Annotated in this window: 13 protein-coding genes and 1 pseudogene; 6 read left to right on the forward strand and 8 right to left on the reverse strand. The window is 60.6% G+C overall.

The genetic code is table 11. The features are described from left to right. Both ABMA59_RS27025 and ABMA59_RS27030 read left to right on the forward strand, forming a co-directional pair. Positions 1-175, forward strand: a pseudogene (locus ABMA59_RS27025) (IS3 family transposase); the annotation flags it as partial. Positions 176-271: 96 nt separating this feature from the next. Beyond that, on the forward strand, positions 272-1,201 hold the full coding sequence (locus tag ABMA59_RS27030; RefSeq protein ID WP_349008477.1) for a M12 family metallopeptidase: 930 nt from the start codon (positions 272-274) through the stop codon (positions 1,199-1,201). A 60-nt stretch (positions 1,202-1,261) separates the two neighbouring features. Here ABMA59_RS27030 and ABMA59_RS27035 read toward each other — a convergent pair whose 3' ends face one another. The 4 genes from ABMA59_RS27035 to ABMA59_RS27050 all read right to left on the reverse strand — a co-directional run bounded on the left by ABMA59_RS27035 (position 1,262) and on the right by ABMA59_RS27050 (position 7,234). After that, a complete protein-coding gene (locus ABMA59_RS27035; RefSeq protein WP_349008478.1) occupies positions 1,262-1,591 on the reverse strand; it encodes an OmpA family protein in 330 nt (109 codons plus the stop codon). A gap of 846 nt (positions 1,592-2,437) precedes the next feature. Next, positions 2,438-4,276, reverse strand: a complete 1,839-nt coding sequence (locus tag ABMA59_RS27040) for an SLC13 family permease (RefSeq protein ID WP_349008479.1) — start codon at positions 4,274-4,276, stop codon at positions 2,438-2,440. 154 nt (positions 4,277-4,430) lie between these two features. Continuing rightward, complete coding sequence (locus ABMA59_RS27045) at positions 4,431-5,633, reverse strand: M20/M25/M40 family metallo-hydrolase (protein ID WP_349008557.1); 1,203 nt, start codon at positions 5,631-5,633, stop codon at positions 4,431-4,433. Between the two features lie 50 nt (positions 5,634-5,683). Further along, positions 5,684-7,234 carry an AbgT family transporter gene (locus tag ABMA59_RS27050; protein WP_349008480.1) on the reverse strand — a complete coding sequence of 517 codons (1,551 nt, stop codon included), beginning with the start codon at positions 7,232-7,234 and terminating at the stop codon, positions 5,684-5,686. Positions 7,235-7,792: 558 nt separating this feature from the next. On the opposite strand from ABMA59_RS27050, the gene ABMA59_RS27055 reads away from it, so the two are divergent. After that, entirely contained in the window at positions 7,793-8,308 is a 516-nt protein-coding gene (locus ABMA59_RS27055) for a DUF1269 domain-containing protein (RefSeq protein ID WP_349008481.1), read from the forward strand. Positions 8,309-8,447: 139 nt separating this feature from the next. Here ABMA59_RS27055 and ABMA59_RS27060 read toward each other — a convergent pair whose 3' ends face one another. Continuing rightward, positions 8,448-9,527: a helix-turn-helix domain-containing protein gene (locus tag ABMA59_RS27060; protein ID WP_349008482.1), complete on the reverse strand. Its 1,080-nt coding sequence runs from the start codon at positions 9,525-9,527 to the stop codon at positions 8,448-8,450. Between the two features lie 306 nt (positions 9,528-9,833). Between ABMA59_RS27060 and ABMA59_RS27065 the strand changes: the two genes are divergently transcribed. Then, entirely contained in the window at positions 9,834-10,886 is a 1,053-nt protein-coding gene (locus ABMA59_RS27065; RefSeq protein WP_349008483.1) for an AI-2E family transporter, read from the forward strand. 154 nt (positions 10,887-11,040) lie between these two features. Here the strand turns inward: ABMA59_RS27065 and ABMA59_RS27070 are convergent, their stop codons facing one another. The 3 genes from ABMA59_RS27070 to ABMA59_RS27080 all read right to left on the reverse strand — a co-directional run bounded on the left by ABMA59_RS27070 (position 11,041) and on the right by ABMA59_RS27080 (position 12,871). Next, entirely contained in the window at positions 11,041-11,304 is a 264-nt protein-coding gene (locus ABMA59_RS27070) for a hypothetical protein (RefSeq protein WP_349008484.1), read from the reverse strand. 318 nt (positions 11,305-11,622) lie between these two features. Beyond that, positions 11,623-12,459 carry a universal stress protein gene (locus ABMA59_RS27075; protein WP_349008485.1) on the reverse strand — a complete coding sequence of 279 codons (837 nt, stop codon included), beginning with the start codon at positions 12,457-12,459 and terminating at the stop codon, positions 11,623-11,625. 73 nt (positions 12,460-12,532) lie between these two features. Then, positions 12,533-12,871: a hypothetical protein gene (locus tag ABMA59_RS27080; RefSeq protein ID WP_349008486.1), complete on the reverse strand. Its 339-nt coding sequence runs from the start codon at positions 12,869-12,871 to the stop codon at positions 12,533-12,535. On the opposite strand from ABMA59_RS27080, the gene ABMA59_RS27085 reads away from it, so the two are divergent. Both ABMA59_RS27085 and ABMA59_RS27090 read left to right on the forward strand, forming a co-directional pair. After that, positions 12,861-13,415, forward strand: a complete 555-nt coding sequence (locus ABMA59_RS27085) for a universal stress protein (RefSeq protein ID WP_349008487.1) — start codon at positions 12,861-12,863, stop codon at positions 13,413-13,415. The two genes, ABMA59_RS27080 and ABMA59_RS27085, sit on opposite strands and share 11 nt — an antisense overlap. After that, positions 13,412-13,681, forward strand: a complete 270-nt coding sequence (locus ABMA59_RS27090; RefSeq protein WP_349008488.1) for a universal stress protein — start codon at positions 13,412-13,414, stop codon at positions 13,679-13,681. The genes ABMA59_RS27085 and ABMA59_RS27090 overlap by 4 nt, the downstream gene beginning before the upstream one ends. The last annotated feature ends 58 nt before the right edge of the window (positions 13,682-13,739 follow it).

The raw sequence follows: 13,739 nt of genomic DNA on the forward strand, positions 1-13,739 counted from the left end.
CAACGAGCGACGACCGCACTCGGCGCTCGGTTACCTTACTCCCGCGGCCTATGCCGCGACCCTGACCGCAACGCACGATCGGCTGCGCAACCCCGACCAGCTCCGCCGATCGTCCGTTGCTCAACCGGCGCACATGCGCCAATCTCAACCATGGACTCCAGCCTCAGCCGGATGACAAAACGGGGTCACAGCAGCATTCTCAGCTCTTTGCTGGTGGCCATCGCTTGTGCCTGGCGCTGTAGCGCAGACGTCAGCGTTTTGTTCGAGAGCCTTGAACACGCTTTCGCCACTAGAGAAGGAGAAGATCTATGATCTTATTTCCGAAAGCGCGACAGACGGCCTTACCGGCACGATTCAATTGTGGGATACTCTGACCATCCCATATATTTCCGACCCGGGACTTTCAGATGACCTAAAAAAACGATTCAAGCAAGCCGCGAAGGAGATTTATGACAAGACAGAAGTTCGCCTAGTAAGCTGCAATCAAGATGCGATAAAAAAGAAAAGTGTCCGAGCTTTCATGTATTTAGGAAAGTTTTCTGATTTTTGTAAAGAGCCTGGAGCAGCGTGTTCCAAGGGCATAGGAATGAAACTCAAGACTGGCCTTGATAAGCTGAGCAAGCCAGATGAGGAAGCAGAAAAGGCGTTTGCAGCGTCTGGAGCTCCCATGGGCTTCAAAGAGTCAAACAACGTTATGGTAATTGCTCACGAATTTCTACACCGCCTCGGTTTAGCTCACCAGCATCAGAGCCCGTATGCCAACAAGTTCATAAAGGTTGACCAAAGTGATAAGGATAACTGTGCGCCTAATGGAATTTACTGGCTTCCTTACTACGACCCTGCGTCGGTAATGCACTACGGACTTCAGGAATGCAACAAAATGGAGTTGGACTGTGAGTCAAGCCCGAAGGGGGGCAATCGGTACAACCTGAAGTGCAAAGCCATCGACGAGCAAATTTCCAAGTATGTTTGCCTCTACGGGACACAATCTAGCGGGAACAAATGCTTCCAGCGGCCGGAGGAGTTGCTAGGTGGCCCCAAGCTGGGGCCCGCCATACGTTACTCTGACAACAAATTTGGGCAGCGGGAATGCTTATCCATGCTGGATCAGGCTTGGCTTCTCTCTCGTTACGCGATCGTTGAAAAGGACGAATACGGATTGGAGAAGATGATAGCTGATGGCCTGTGCGAAGCAAACTAGTGCATCGGTCGAAGGACCGCGCTGTCCCGGGAGAAATGTCCGCACCGGCCGGCGATTACGCTATTCTAGCGCCACCAGTTCGACCCTGCGCGACGGTGGGGCTTGCTTTTCGAGATTTGGGCGTTCGAATTGGCGTTCCCCGCGGGCGCGCGACAGCAGTTTGTGCAAGGGATAACCCAGAGAAATCATATGTTCACGGACAACTTCTGCACGGGCAGTAGTGAGTGCCATATTGAGACCCTCTTCGCCGGCGGGGTCGGCATATGCATCCAGTATGATAGTCGGTTGATTGGCCAATCCAACCAGCGCCTTTTCAATACCTGATTTCGCTTGGGCGCTGAGTTGCGTCGATCCGCTGGCAAAGGCAGCGCTGTACAAAACTCTCGTCATGAAACCATCCCCAAGCCCGGTCAAGATGCCGAGTTTAGCGCGCGTAGGGCCAATCTGACTACATGTCCGCGGTCTTGCCGAGCGATTTTCTCACGAAAATTGCGGATCCTTCTCCGCCCTCGTGACGCGGCATTGTTGTGGGCCTGCCCTAAGCGCGACAGGATCCATTGCAAGCCGCGATTGTTGGACCTGCTGTCAGCAGCCGGCGCTAGAGGATGTCACAGCGGAACTTCGCGATACTCGGCATCCAAGCGGCCGTAGCACGAACGAATGACTGGGCGGTCCGTTCGCACTTCTGCTTGCAATATCGGGTGGCAGCGGAAGAACGAAAACAGAAAGGAATGAGAATCTGCCTGTGCAATTTTTGCACACGCCTATCCGTAAACTCTTGATTTTCTTAGTTAAACGACGCCATCGATCATGGGTGCCACAGCGACTACAGGAGCCCCGAAATACCTGCGATCTTCCTTGTCTTCAGGCTCTTGAGCCACTCAGTTCTCCAAATCTTCCGTCTTCCTCGCGTTCGGCTTAGACCAAATCCGCCAGTTTCAACGCTGGACCCGGTAGAGACATCAAAGGCTTCCCATTTACCAAAGAATGAGGAAAGCAGGCTTTTGGGCGTTTACCGAGCGCAAGTGCGAGCGTGGTACCTCTCCGCATTATGCGGATGGCGCGGCATACCACGAGGCGGCGACATTTGACAGACTGCCGACGGCGGTCGTCCGGGACAGTGCGATGTCTGGGCCATATCCGCGAGAAACTGATGGCGGGAGAAGCGCGCGCCGCAGCTGGCTCGGATATGGTGCCAATACCATTGTCCCCGGCGCCGCAACGGGACGCCCCTGTTCAAAAACTCCAGATCAATGGGACGATGAACACCGACACCACGAAGAACCAGATCAGCAACGGCAGTCCTAGTTTCCAGTAGTCGCTGAACAAATAGCCGCCGGGTCCCATCACCATCAGATTGGTCGGCGTGGCGATCGGCGTCAGGAACGCGGCGGCCGCCGCCACTCCCGTGCTCATCAGGACCGGGCGCGGTGACACGCCCATGCTGGCGGCGGCGGCAACGCCGATCGGGATGACGATCAGCGCAGTCGCCGTGTTGCTGATGAGCTGCCCCATGATGGCCGTGAGCACAAAAAGACCGGCGAGCAGCGCCAACGGCCCGGCGTCGCCAACCAGTCCGACGAGCCACTCGGCCATGAACTTGGCGGCACCGGTCTCCACCATCGCGGTGGAAAGCGGCATCATCGCGCCGACGAGGATCACCGTCGTCCAGCCGATTGCCCGGTAGGACTGCTCTACCGTCATGATACCGGAGAGGATCGTGGCGCCGGCTGCCAGCAGACCGGCAACGGCGGGCGGAACAATCCCGGTAGCGAGCAGCAGGACCATTCCCAACAGGATTGCCACCGCCTGCTTCGCGCCAGGCCCCATCGGCACGGCCTGGCGGCGAACCAATTCGGGCGAACTCACGACCAGCACGTCGGGGTCGTCGAGATGCACGTCGAGGGCTTTCCACGTTCCCTGAAGCAGCATCGTGTCGCCGGCCTGCAGGACAATTCCGCGGACATCGCCCGCGGCTTTCGGAGCTTCGATTTCGACGCCTGCGCGCTGCACGGCGAGAATGATCAGGTCGCCGCTCTCTGTGACCATGCCTGGAAAGACGGCCTGGCCGATCAGGCCGGAACGCGGCGGAATGACCACCTCCGCGAGACCGGACTGGCGGTTGAACAGCGTCTCCTCGCCCTTGCCGGGCGTTGCCCCCTCCTCCCGGAAGGAAAGATGCATGTCGGCGGCAAAGTTAGCGACGGTGTCGGGATCGCCGCGCACCAGCATATGATCGCCGACGGCGATCAGCGCCCGGCGAAGCGGCCCAGCCGATTCGCCCTCCTGCACGCCAACCAGTTGCAGGCCCGGATAGGCGGCAAGGTCGATCGCTGACGGCGCGGCACCCGCGTAGGATGAATTGGGGCGCACGCGCATGCGATAGACCCCGCTGGCGAGGCCGTATTGCTCGACCAGCGTCCTTGCGTGACGGCTGAAGTCGGCAGGCATGGTCGCGCCGTTGCGTTCGGGCAGCAATTTTTGGCCGAAAAGCACGATGATCGCCATCGATCCAACGAGAAGCGGGACGCCCACGAGGGCGAACTCGAAAAAGGCGAAACCGCCGACACCTGCGTCGAACCCCGCTTCGGACACCAGCACGTTCACGGGCGTGCCGGTCAAGGCAAGCATCGAACCGGCATGGGCGGAGAAGACCAGCGGCATGAGCAATTGCGAGGAGTTCCGCTTGAGCCTGACCGCGATGACCACAACAACCGGCAGCAACGCGGCCACGGCGCCATTGACGCTGATCAGCGCGGTCAACAAAGCGACAAGGCTCATCATCAGAAGGAGCAGGCGCGTCCGGCTCTCTTCACCGGCACCACGGATCAGAAGCTGTCCGGCCCAGGCGGTGACCCCGGTGACCTCGAGCCCGGAACTGACGACGAAGAGCGACGCTATGAAGATGACTGCGGGGTCGCCGAAGCCTGCCAGCGATTGACCGAGCGTGAGTATCCCGCTCGCCCAAAGTGCCAATCCCACCATCATGGCGACGACGACGACAGGCAGCTTGTTCCAAACGAACAGAACAACGGCGATGACGATGATGAGTGTGATGGAGGCTATCGGGCTCAATCGTTCGGTTCCTTATCGGGTCGTCCTGTCGATTGTCTTTTCCGATCCAGCCGGCCGCATCTCATTGCCGGCATCGCAAGCGATCGTTGCGAGGTCGATCAGCCGGGAGAGGTGTGATTATAGGTATATGCCAACGTGCGCGGTGAATGTGCCGCTAGTCCTCCATTGTCGCCAACAGCACGCCCAGACGACAGCCCTTCTCGTATTCGGACAGGTTGACATACTCCTTGATCGTATGGATCTCGGCCTGGCCGGCGCCGATGGTGACCGTGGGCACGCCATGTTTGTCGAGCCAGTTGGCATCGAGGCCGCCGTTGGAGAACAGGTATATCGGCTCGATGCCGAGGACATTGAGTGCTTTTGCGGCGCGCTTGACCACCGGTGCGTCCTGGCCGAGTTCGAAGGGCGGATAGGCCGGCTGCCGGAGGAACGTCACTTCGGCGGTTTCGCCCTCGTGATCCCTCACCGCTGCCTTTGCCTTGGCGAAAGCCTTCTCATAGCCGTCGACAATCTTCGTCGCGAAAGCCAATTCGGGGCTGCGCGCCTCGCCCCTGATGAAGGTGAAGTCGGTTACGACATTGGTGGCGTCGCCGGACGGCTTGCCGTCCTTGCCGCCGAAAATGCCGACATTGCTGGTTCCGCGTCCATCCTGCGTGACGATCTTGCCGAACCACCCGGCCTCACGGACCTCGGCCAGCGCTATGGCGCCGACCATGGTCGAGGATATGCCCTTGTCGGGAGCGACGCCGGCGTGGGACGCCTTGCCCTTGATCTCGACCTCCCAATTCTCCTGCCCGACCGCGCCGATGATCAGCTCGGCGGCGAGCTGGCCGTCGACGTTGATGCACATGACCGGGCCTTTGAGATCGGCCGGATCGAGTTCGCGGGCGCCGTGCAGGCCGCTTTCCTCGCGGACGGTGAAGAGCAGGGTGATCGGCGGATGCGGCAGCTTGTTCTTGAGCAGGGTTTCCGCGACCACGATGAGCAGAGCCACGCCGGTGCGAGCGTCGCCGCCCAAAGCGGTCGTGCCGTCCGACACGATCCGGTCGCCCTCGCGTCGCGGCTTGGCGCCGGCGCAGAGGGGCACCGTGTCGAGATGGGTCGAGAACAGCAGGCGCGGTCCCGGCCTGGTGCCGGGCAGGTCGACGATCAGGTTCCCGGTCTCGGTCGGCAGCGGTATGCGTTTGTTGGCGTCGTCGAAGCGGATTGCCGAGGCGGGCACGCCGACATTCCTCAGCGCCTCGCTGACAGCCGCCGCGATGTTTGCCTCGTGGCCGGTGACGCCCTCGACCGACAGAACGTGCATCAGGTGGTCGATTGCAGCTTCGGCGTCGAGGGGAATGGTGGTGCCGTTCATTGTATCCACCCGATCGTTTCCATGACCCATACGAGAACGCGCGGCCCCTTCTACAGCCCCCAAGGCAGGCCCAGAAACTGCCAGACCGCCAGCAGCGCGGTCCACAGAACGAACATCCACACGACATAGGGCAGCATCAGCGATACGATGGTGCCGACGCCGGCGGTCTTGTCGTATTTCTGCGCGAAGCCGACGACCAGCGCGAAATAGGCGTTAAGCGGCGTGATGGCATTCATGGGGGAATCGCCCACCCGGTAGGCCGCCAGAACCGCTTCCGGCTCGACGCCGAGCTTCATGAGCAGAGGGACGAAGATAGGAGCGAAGATCGCCCACTTTGCGATCGCCCCCGTCAGCAGCAGATCGATGATGGCGACGACGACCACGAACCCGAGCAGCAGCGGAAGCGCGCCGATATTGGCGGACTGCAGGGTCCCCGACAGGCTGAGAGCCATGACCGTGCCGATGTTTGTGTAGGTGAAGTAGGCGACGAATTGGCTGAGCACGAAGAACAGGAATATCGTGCCGCCCAGATTCTTGATCGACTTCTCGATCGCCGCGATAACCTCCGGCAAGGTCCGCAATGTGCCCGCGCCGATGCCGTAGGTCCAGCCCGACACCAGAAATACCAGCATGATGAACGCGATCAGCCCATTCATGAAGGGCGAATTGCCTATGAGTTCACCGGTGGTCGGGTTGCGTAGCGGCGCTCCGGAGGGCAGCGTCAGCAATAGGAAGACCGCGATCAAGGCGAGCAGGCCGAACCCCGCGAAGCGCAGGCCGCGCGATTCCTGTTGGGAAAGCGAGGCGTCCTGGCTGGTCGTGGTGCCCTCGGCGGCCAGCTTCGGATCATAAGCGCCCAGGCGCGGCACGATCATCCGATCGGTAATGAAGGCGATGATGACCGTTAGAAACAGCACGGATGCGATCGAAAACCACATATTCGATGCGAGGCCTATCGACCGGTTGGGATCCACCAGATGCGCCGCGTCATTGGTGAATTCGACAAGAACCGCGTCGAGAGGTTTGATCAGCATGTTGACCGTGAAGGCTCCGGCCACCCCTGCGAAGCCGAGCGCAAGGCCGGCAAGCGGGTGGCGCCCGACAGCCAGATAGGCGATGCCTGCGAGCGGGATCAGGACGAGGTAGCCGGCATCCGCCGCAACGCTGGCGAGGATGCCGACAAAGGCCAGGATGTAGGTCAGCGCCCATCCCGGAGAGACGATGACGAGCTTTCGGATCAATGCGGTGACCAGGCCCGATTCTTCGGCGACGCCGGCGCCGATCATGGCGGCGATCATCAATCCGACCGCGGTGAAGCTCATGAAATTGGGGACGAGCGACGAGTAGATGAAACGAATGCCTTCGGTGTTCAGCAGGCTCCGTATCTCGGTGGTCGCTTTCTCGATCTCATGCGTGTCGGCATTGATGCGGTCGAAGGTAACGGCGGCCCCGAACGCGCTCAGCAATGCCGACAGCACGATGACAATGCCGATGAGGATCAGAAAGATGATGACAGGATGGGGAACCATGTTCCCCACTTTCTCGACAGCGTCGAGAAACCTTTGCATGGTCGTTTTCGGAACTGTGCCTGCCGCGGCCATACCCCATTCCCCTCTGCCAAGATGCGTGAGGGCGGCGCTCGACACCGCCAGCCGGTCCCGGCGACTGCGCTCGGAGATTATTCCCCCATGGCGATAAGTCATGAGCGCAGAATCCAAAACCTGGGCTTTCTGTCCCGAAATTGTAGGTTGAACGTGTTTTCCCGTGCGGCACCGGTGACGGCAGGAAAATCCCCTCGCACGTGGCGTCGTGCGCCTTGTTTGATTGGATGGCCGCTACCGGGGAGACGGGACCGCTGATCCACCCCGTGATCATCATGCGAAGGACCCAGATTCACCCAGAATGGGATCAGTGGCGCAGAGTTGGGATTCTAAGCTCATCCGTGTTGTCCGGACAGTTGCTAGCGTCCATCGCGTGCGGCTCCCGGGATCTTGCGTGTCGTATATGGCGCGCCGGTTACCTGACTTTCGACAAGCCGCCCGAGAAAGGCATCGAGGTCTTGGAAAATGACGTGACGATGTCATCGTTCAAGCGTTCTATTGAGATGGGCATACGGGACGCCTGACGAAATTAATCAGTCCCAATAAAAGGAAATTACGATGAGCGATCTTGTTTTCATTGGGTTCCCTACTGAGGAGAAGGCCGAGGAAGTGCGTCAGAAGGTGCTTTCCCTGCAACGCGAATACCTCATCGAACTGGGCGATGCCGTCGTCGTGGTCAAGAACCAGGAGGGCCACGTAAAGCTCAACCAGATGGTCAACCTCACGGCCGCCGGCGCCGCTTCGGGTGCATTGTGGGGCACGCTGATCGGCTTCATCTTCCTGATGCCGCTCGTGGGAGCGGCATTTGGCGCGGCTTCGGGCGCGATCGGAGGGAAGTTCACCGACGTCGGCATCAACGACCAGTTCATGAAGGACGCTGCCAGCGCCCTGCAGCCCAATACGGCCGGCCTCTTCCTTCTGATCCGGAAGATGACGACCGACAAGGTGCTGGCCGACCTCAAGGGCATTGGCGGCGTTTTAATCCAGACCTCCTTCGACGAGACGAAGGAAGCTGCGCTGCGCGAGGCGCTGGCAGCCGTGCAGACTGAGGCGGCGGCGCCCCCGACCACGTGATCGGTATCTGAGCCTGGGTCCAGACGGCGGTTGGGCCTACCGGCCCACCGCAACAGCGCGTCTCGACGATTTCCGGGACGCAGGCGACATCCGGAACGGCGATGTTCGGCGGCTGTGCAAGCGTTCGGAATGCGAAAACTCAAACGGAGAGTGCTTGCAGCAGATGCGCAAGTCGGAGTTTTCGGTCTGCCGAATGCCGGAAATGCTGTCCCGGGAGACTTCCCCCGCCGACCCAACCCTCCTCGCGGGCTTCGCTCGGCGAGATGCCGAATTCATGCCTGAAGGTTCGGCTGTACGCGGAGGGGTCCATGAACCCCCACTCTTCGGCGATGCGGGAGATGGATCGCCTATCCGAACTGTCGGCCAGCGCATCGCGCGTCCTCCGCAGCCGCTGGTGACGGATATAGGTGGAAACGCCGCCAAGCGGCTCGAAGAGCCTGTAGAGGCGGGAGCGCGAGAGACCGAGTTCCGAACACAGCATTTCGGGAGTCAAACTCCGGTCGGCCAGTCTCAGGGCGATGGTCTTCCGGACTTGATCCAGGAGCACCGTATCGATCGGTCTCTGCGCTTCGGCGAACCGATCCCGCGACGGCGTCAGACAGGCGGCGACCAGATGGTGTGTTGCCTCGAAGACATGCGAAGCCTCTGCAAGCGTCAATTCAGGCAGCGAGCGCTGCAGAAGAAGAAGATAATTTGCCATGAGCGACCCACAGCCTCCGTCCACCCGCATGTCCACCATTTCCTCAAGCCCCGGTAGCGAGGACAAAAGGTCGTGCGGCATGAAAAGGGTCAGGAAAGCGTCGTCATCGGTCACGGCTTCGAAAGGCCTGGCCAGACAGTGGATGCTTGGAGTTGCAGGTTTGAGCTCGCGCGCCAAGCGTCGTGAGCCGCGCAACGGCACGCTGACATACCAATGATCGAGCGCGCCTCTCCTCAGATGCCGTCGGCGGTGGGCGTAGCCCGCGCCGGGCAGTTCTGTCGATGTGAAAATCAGCCGGCCAAGGTCCCAGGCCATCTGGCGAGCTGGAAACGAGCCATCCCGGCTCCTCACGAGATCGACCTCCACTACATTCAGGTGTGCATCCCGAAAAACCTCGAATTGTTCGGAGGCTGGAAATTGACCGGTATTGACGTCGACCGCGCATATGAGTCGATCGTCTACGTATATTGCAGAAGAGCCATTCGGCTGCGGACTTCTCTGAGCCATAATTTTAGTCAATTCTATGCTGTATTTTCACCTTCACTTTAGTACAAAACTCAGGATCACAAAGTCCCGTTCACCGAGTCGAACGAGAACATAAGATCGCTATATTGCGGGATGAATTGTGGTATGTCTAAGCCGCATTTGGCAATTCGAAGGCGGAGCGGTGCAGGTCACGACCGACCAATCCCCACGCCCTCATTTGATCCGTTCCTCCGCATGAATTTCTGCGCTCGAACCCGGCCGATCCGGATGGCTGACCATGCCGCCTGATGCTAGCGTGTCCGCAATGCCGTTTCCGCCAGCGTGAGATCGTAACCCATCATGACAGAACGAGCGCTCGTGGCGCCTATCACCATCCTGGCAATCATAGCCGTGGTGTCGGCGCTTCAGATAGGGGCAGCAGTGTTCGCGCCGGTCGCTTGCGCGCTCTTCATCATCGCGATTGTCTGGCCCCTACAGCGCAATTTGCAGCTTTTTGTCCCGAAGCTCGTCGCACTGGCAGCCGTGGTCGGCATGATTGTCCTGGCGTTTTTCGTCGTCGCTTCGATCACCACCTGGGGGTTCGGGAGGATCGGCCGATCGATCATCGCGGACAGCGCGCGATTCCAAGTGCTCTACGATCAACTTGCGGAATGGCTGGAAGGACACGGCATCGTCGTGGCCGGCGTGTGGGCCGAGCATTTTAATGTAGGCTGGCTCGTGCGCATACTACAGGGTTCGGCCGTGCGTCTGAACACCATGATATCGTTCTGGATCGTCGTTGTCGTCTATGTGCTGCTGGGCCTTCTCGATACCGAGGCGGCCGCCCGCAACGCCAAAGTCGCACTGAGCCCGCGTTCGGCGAGCATATTGATCGATGGCAGTGCGCTGACGGCGTCCAAGCTGCGCCGTTACATGGTGGTCCGGACGCTGATGAGCCTTGTGACAGGTTCGATGGTGTGGGCGCTCTCCGCGGCTTTCGGCCTGAGATTTGCCGCCGAATGGGGCATCATCGCTTTCGCGCTGAACTACATTCCGTTCATGGGGCCATTCATAGCAACGCTTTTGCCCACGCTTTACGCCTTCGCCCAATTCGGATCGCCACAATCGGCCATCGTGATCTTTGCGGGTCTCAACGTCATCCAGTTCGTCATCGGCAGCTACATAGAACCGCGCGTGGCGGGTTACGCATTGGCGATCTCACCCTTCGTGGTCTTGTTCTCGGTGTTCTTCTGGTCGTTCCTGTGGGGCGTCTTCGGGGCTTTCATCGGCGTCCCCATAACCATCGCGGTGCTGACCTATTGCGCGCAATCGCCGTCGACAGTTTGGATCGCCCGGCTGATGGGCTCGCCGGCCGGGAGTTCCGAGGCGCAGGTGCAGAACGTGACCCAATAAGGGTCAAAGGCTGCTTCCAAGATAAAAAGGCCGAAAGCAACATCGACCATCCGTTGCCGGGCAATGGCCGGAATTAGACCTGCGCCCTCCATCCGACAGGGGCCGAGGGCACAGGCAACAATCATGGTTCGGAAACCAAGCCTACCGACCAAGCCTACCTTCGAATACGGCGCACGTCCGCCACCCGGCCGGTGCGTGAGTTGAGCGCCACCTCGAAACGGTTGCCGCCGCGGCGGGCGTGATAGACGAAGAACCGCCCCCTGCAATCCACGCGGCGGACATCCCGAAAACCACGGTTGCGAAGCAATCTTTTGCCTTGATTGCATGTGATCGCCCGGCCGTTGTTGAGGCTGGACCCGACCGTAATGTTGATGGTTACCGCCTCGGCCGGCGCGGGTGCCGCCAGCGGCGCGATCAAGCTGATAGCGAGGCCCAAAGCCGCCAATGCATGTTTACGCATGTTGTTCCTCGATCACGAAAGCCTGTAAGCGACATGACCTCACAGACCCACGAATTGTCAAGAAATAGGCAGGGTATACCGATACGTTCGGTACGCGGGGCCCAGATTCTGGATTGCTCGCCTATGCCCGACCGCCTCACGGCTTGGAAGCCTGCGGGTATAGAGGTCGCCGTCGTCGGTCCCGGCTAGCGGAACGTCGCGCCAGTGATAAACCGGCCGCCGCTGCACCGGGGAGCACCGGATACGCCCCGCGGCAAGCCGTTTGCAACCGGAGCGTCAGTGCGAAAGCAAAACCGGCAGCCGCAAATCGCTGACAATGCCTTCCGTTGCGCCGCCCAGCACGAAGTCGCGAAAGCGCGAATGCCCGTAGCCGCCCATGACCAGGAGCTTGCAGCCCCTGTGCAACGCCGTCTGCTGGAGCGTCTCGGCGATCGGGCAGTCCTCGGCGTTGACCGGCACGGCCTCGGCCGGAAGGCGGCGATGGCGCAGTCGCGCCGCGAGCCGCTCGCCGGCGTCTTTCTCCTTCAGCGGCTTCTCGTCAAGGACGGTGATGATCGATATCCGCGATGCCCGCTCCAGCAAGGGCTGGGCGTCGGCGACGGCGCGCGCGGCGACACGGCTGCCGTCCCAAGCGATGGCGACATGGTCGATTGAGGAGATTGTCGGCACGTCCCGCAGGAGGATGGTGGGGCGGCCCGAGCCAAAGATGACGGCTTCCGCCAGCATGCGAACGGTCGGGTTGCCGGCCTCCCACCCGATTAGGCTGAGATCGAAATAACGCGCATGCCTTGCGGCGGCATCTCCGAGCGAGGCAAGCGGCACGGCAATCGCATCCGTGGTTACGTCGACCCCCGCCGCCGACGCCCTTTCCCTCACTGCCGCGAGCAGATGCTCGCCGCTCTTGAGGCTCGCCACTTCGGCTCGTCGGATCATTTCGGGCGTGTCGAGCAACAGCCGCGACAAGGTGTTGGAGACGTCCGGAATGTCGGCGTCGATCGCCAGCGCGTGAAGGCCGGCGCCAATCCCGGCGGCGAACGCGACTGCGTTTGCGGCGGCCACTTCCGTATTCGCCTCGGGATAGGTGGCAAGAGGAAAGAAAGCTTCGAGCTTCATGGCGTTCTCCTTCGTGGGCGAATGTCATTAGCATCTCGAACCAAAAATGCTTTTCAAAGCCTGCCGCTAATTCCTACCTGCGGCCTTGATCTCGCGCAAAATAAAACAGTCGGATCAACCCCTGCGGCTCGAAACAGCGGTGCAGCCGATGGTGGGCGACGATCTCGCTGCTTGCACCGACAACTGCGTGAAAATCGCAGCAATCACTTTGACGCGCATCAAAGCGGCAAAAACCGATCCAGCCGATATTTGCAGGACAAGGATTCAATTCCCCAGCAACCGGACGTGACCAACAGTCGATGCGGATGCGGTCCTCACACATACGCCGTGCCTGAACTGCGCGTTCGCGGTTCGTACGGTGGGCGCCATGGAAGGCGGCAAGACCAAGCGGAGATCCTGTCATGCGTTTCAAGTCGATTCTCGTGAATCTCGATGTCGACGGGCCGGTCGCTCCGCTTTTCAGTTTCGCCATGAAGCTGGCCCGGCGCTTCGAGGCCGTCTTGATCGGATTTTCGGCAGCCGACGCCCCCCTGCCCTTCGTCGGGCCGGAAGGCAGTGTCATTGCCGGAGAAGTGTGGCAGCAGGAAAGAGACGATATCGAACGGCGTCTCAAGGAGTTGCGGGCCGAGGTCGATAAACTGGCATCGGGCTCGCTCCCCGTGGAATGGCAACAGATGGTTGGCGATCCGACCCACACGCTGACTGTTGCCGCGCGGCTTGCCGACCTCATCGTCACCGGTGCTCCGCAAGGCGCCTCGGTCAGCGACGGCTATCGCGCCGCCGATCTGGGCAGCGTGATCCTGCAGGCGGGCCGTCCGGTTCTGGTTGCCGCTGACGGAGCCGAGCAGCTTTCGGCGAACAGGGTCGTGGTCGCCTGGAAGGACACGCGCGAGGCACGGCGAGCCGTGGCCGATGCGGTGCCGTTGCTCCTATCGCCGGCGAAGTCACCGTCGTGACGGTCGACCGCGACCCCGATGACGGTATCCACGCCGGTGTCGCGGACGTCGCTGCATTCCTGGAGCGCCACGGCGTCAAGGCGCGCGCCGAAGTGATAGCGGCGAAGGACGAGAGTGGAACTCTGGCAGAGTTCGTCACGTCCAGCCGCGCCGATCTGATCGTATCGGGCGCATACGGCCATAGCCGTCTGAGGGAATGGGCATTCGGCGGGGTGACCCGTTCGTTGCTGGACGAAGCAAGGTTCAGTCGTTTCATGTCGAGTTGACCGCCGCGAGCGTGCAGCCTTCCGTCACATCGCCATCCCCGCCTGACGCCAGCCGAGA

It is taken from the genome of Mesorhizobium yinganensis (assembly GCF_040081985.1).
Taxonomy (GTDB): Bacteria; Pseudomonadota; Alphaproteobacteria; order Rhizobiales; family Rhizobiaceae; genus Kumtagia; species Kumtagia yinganensis.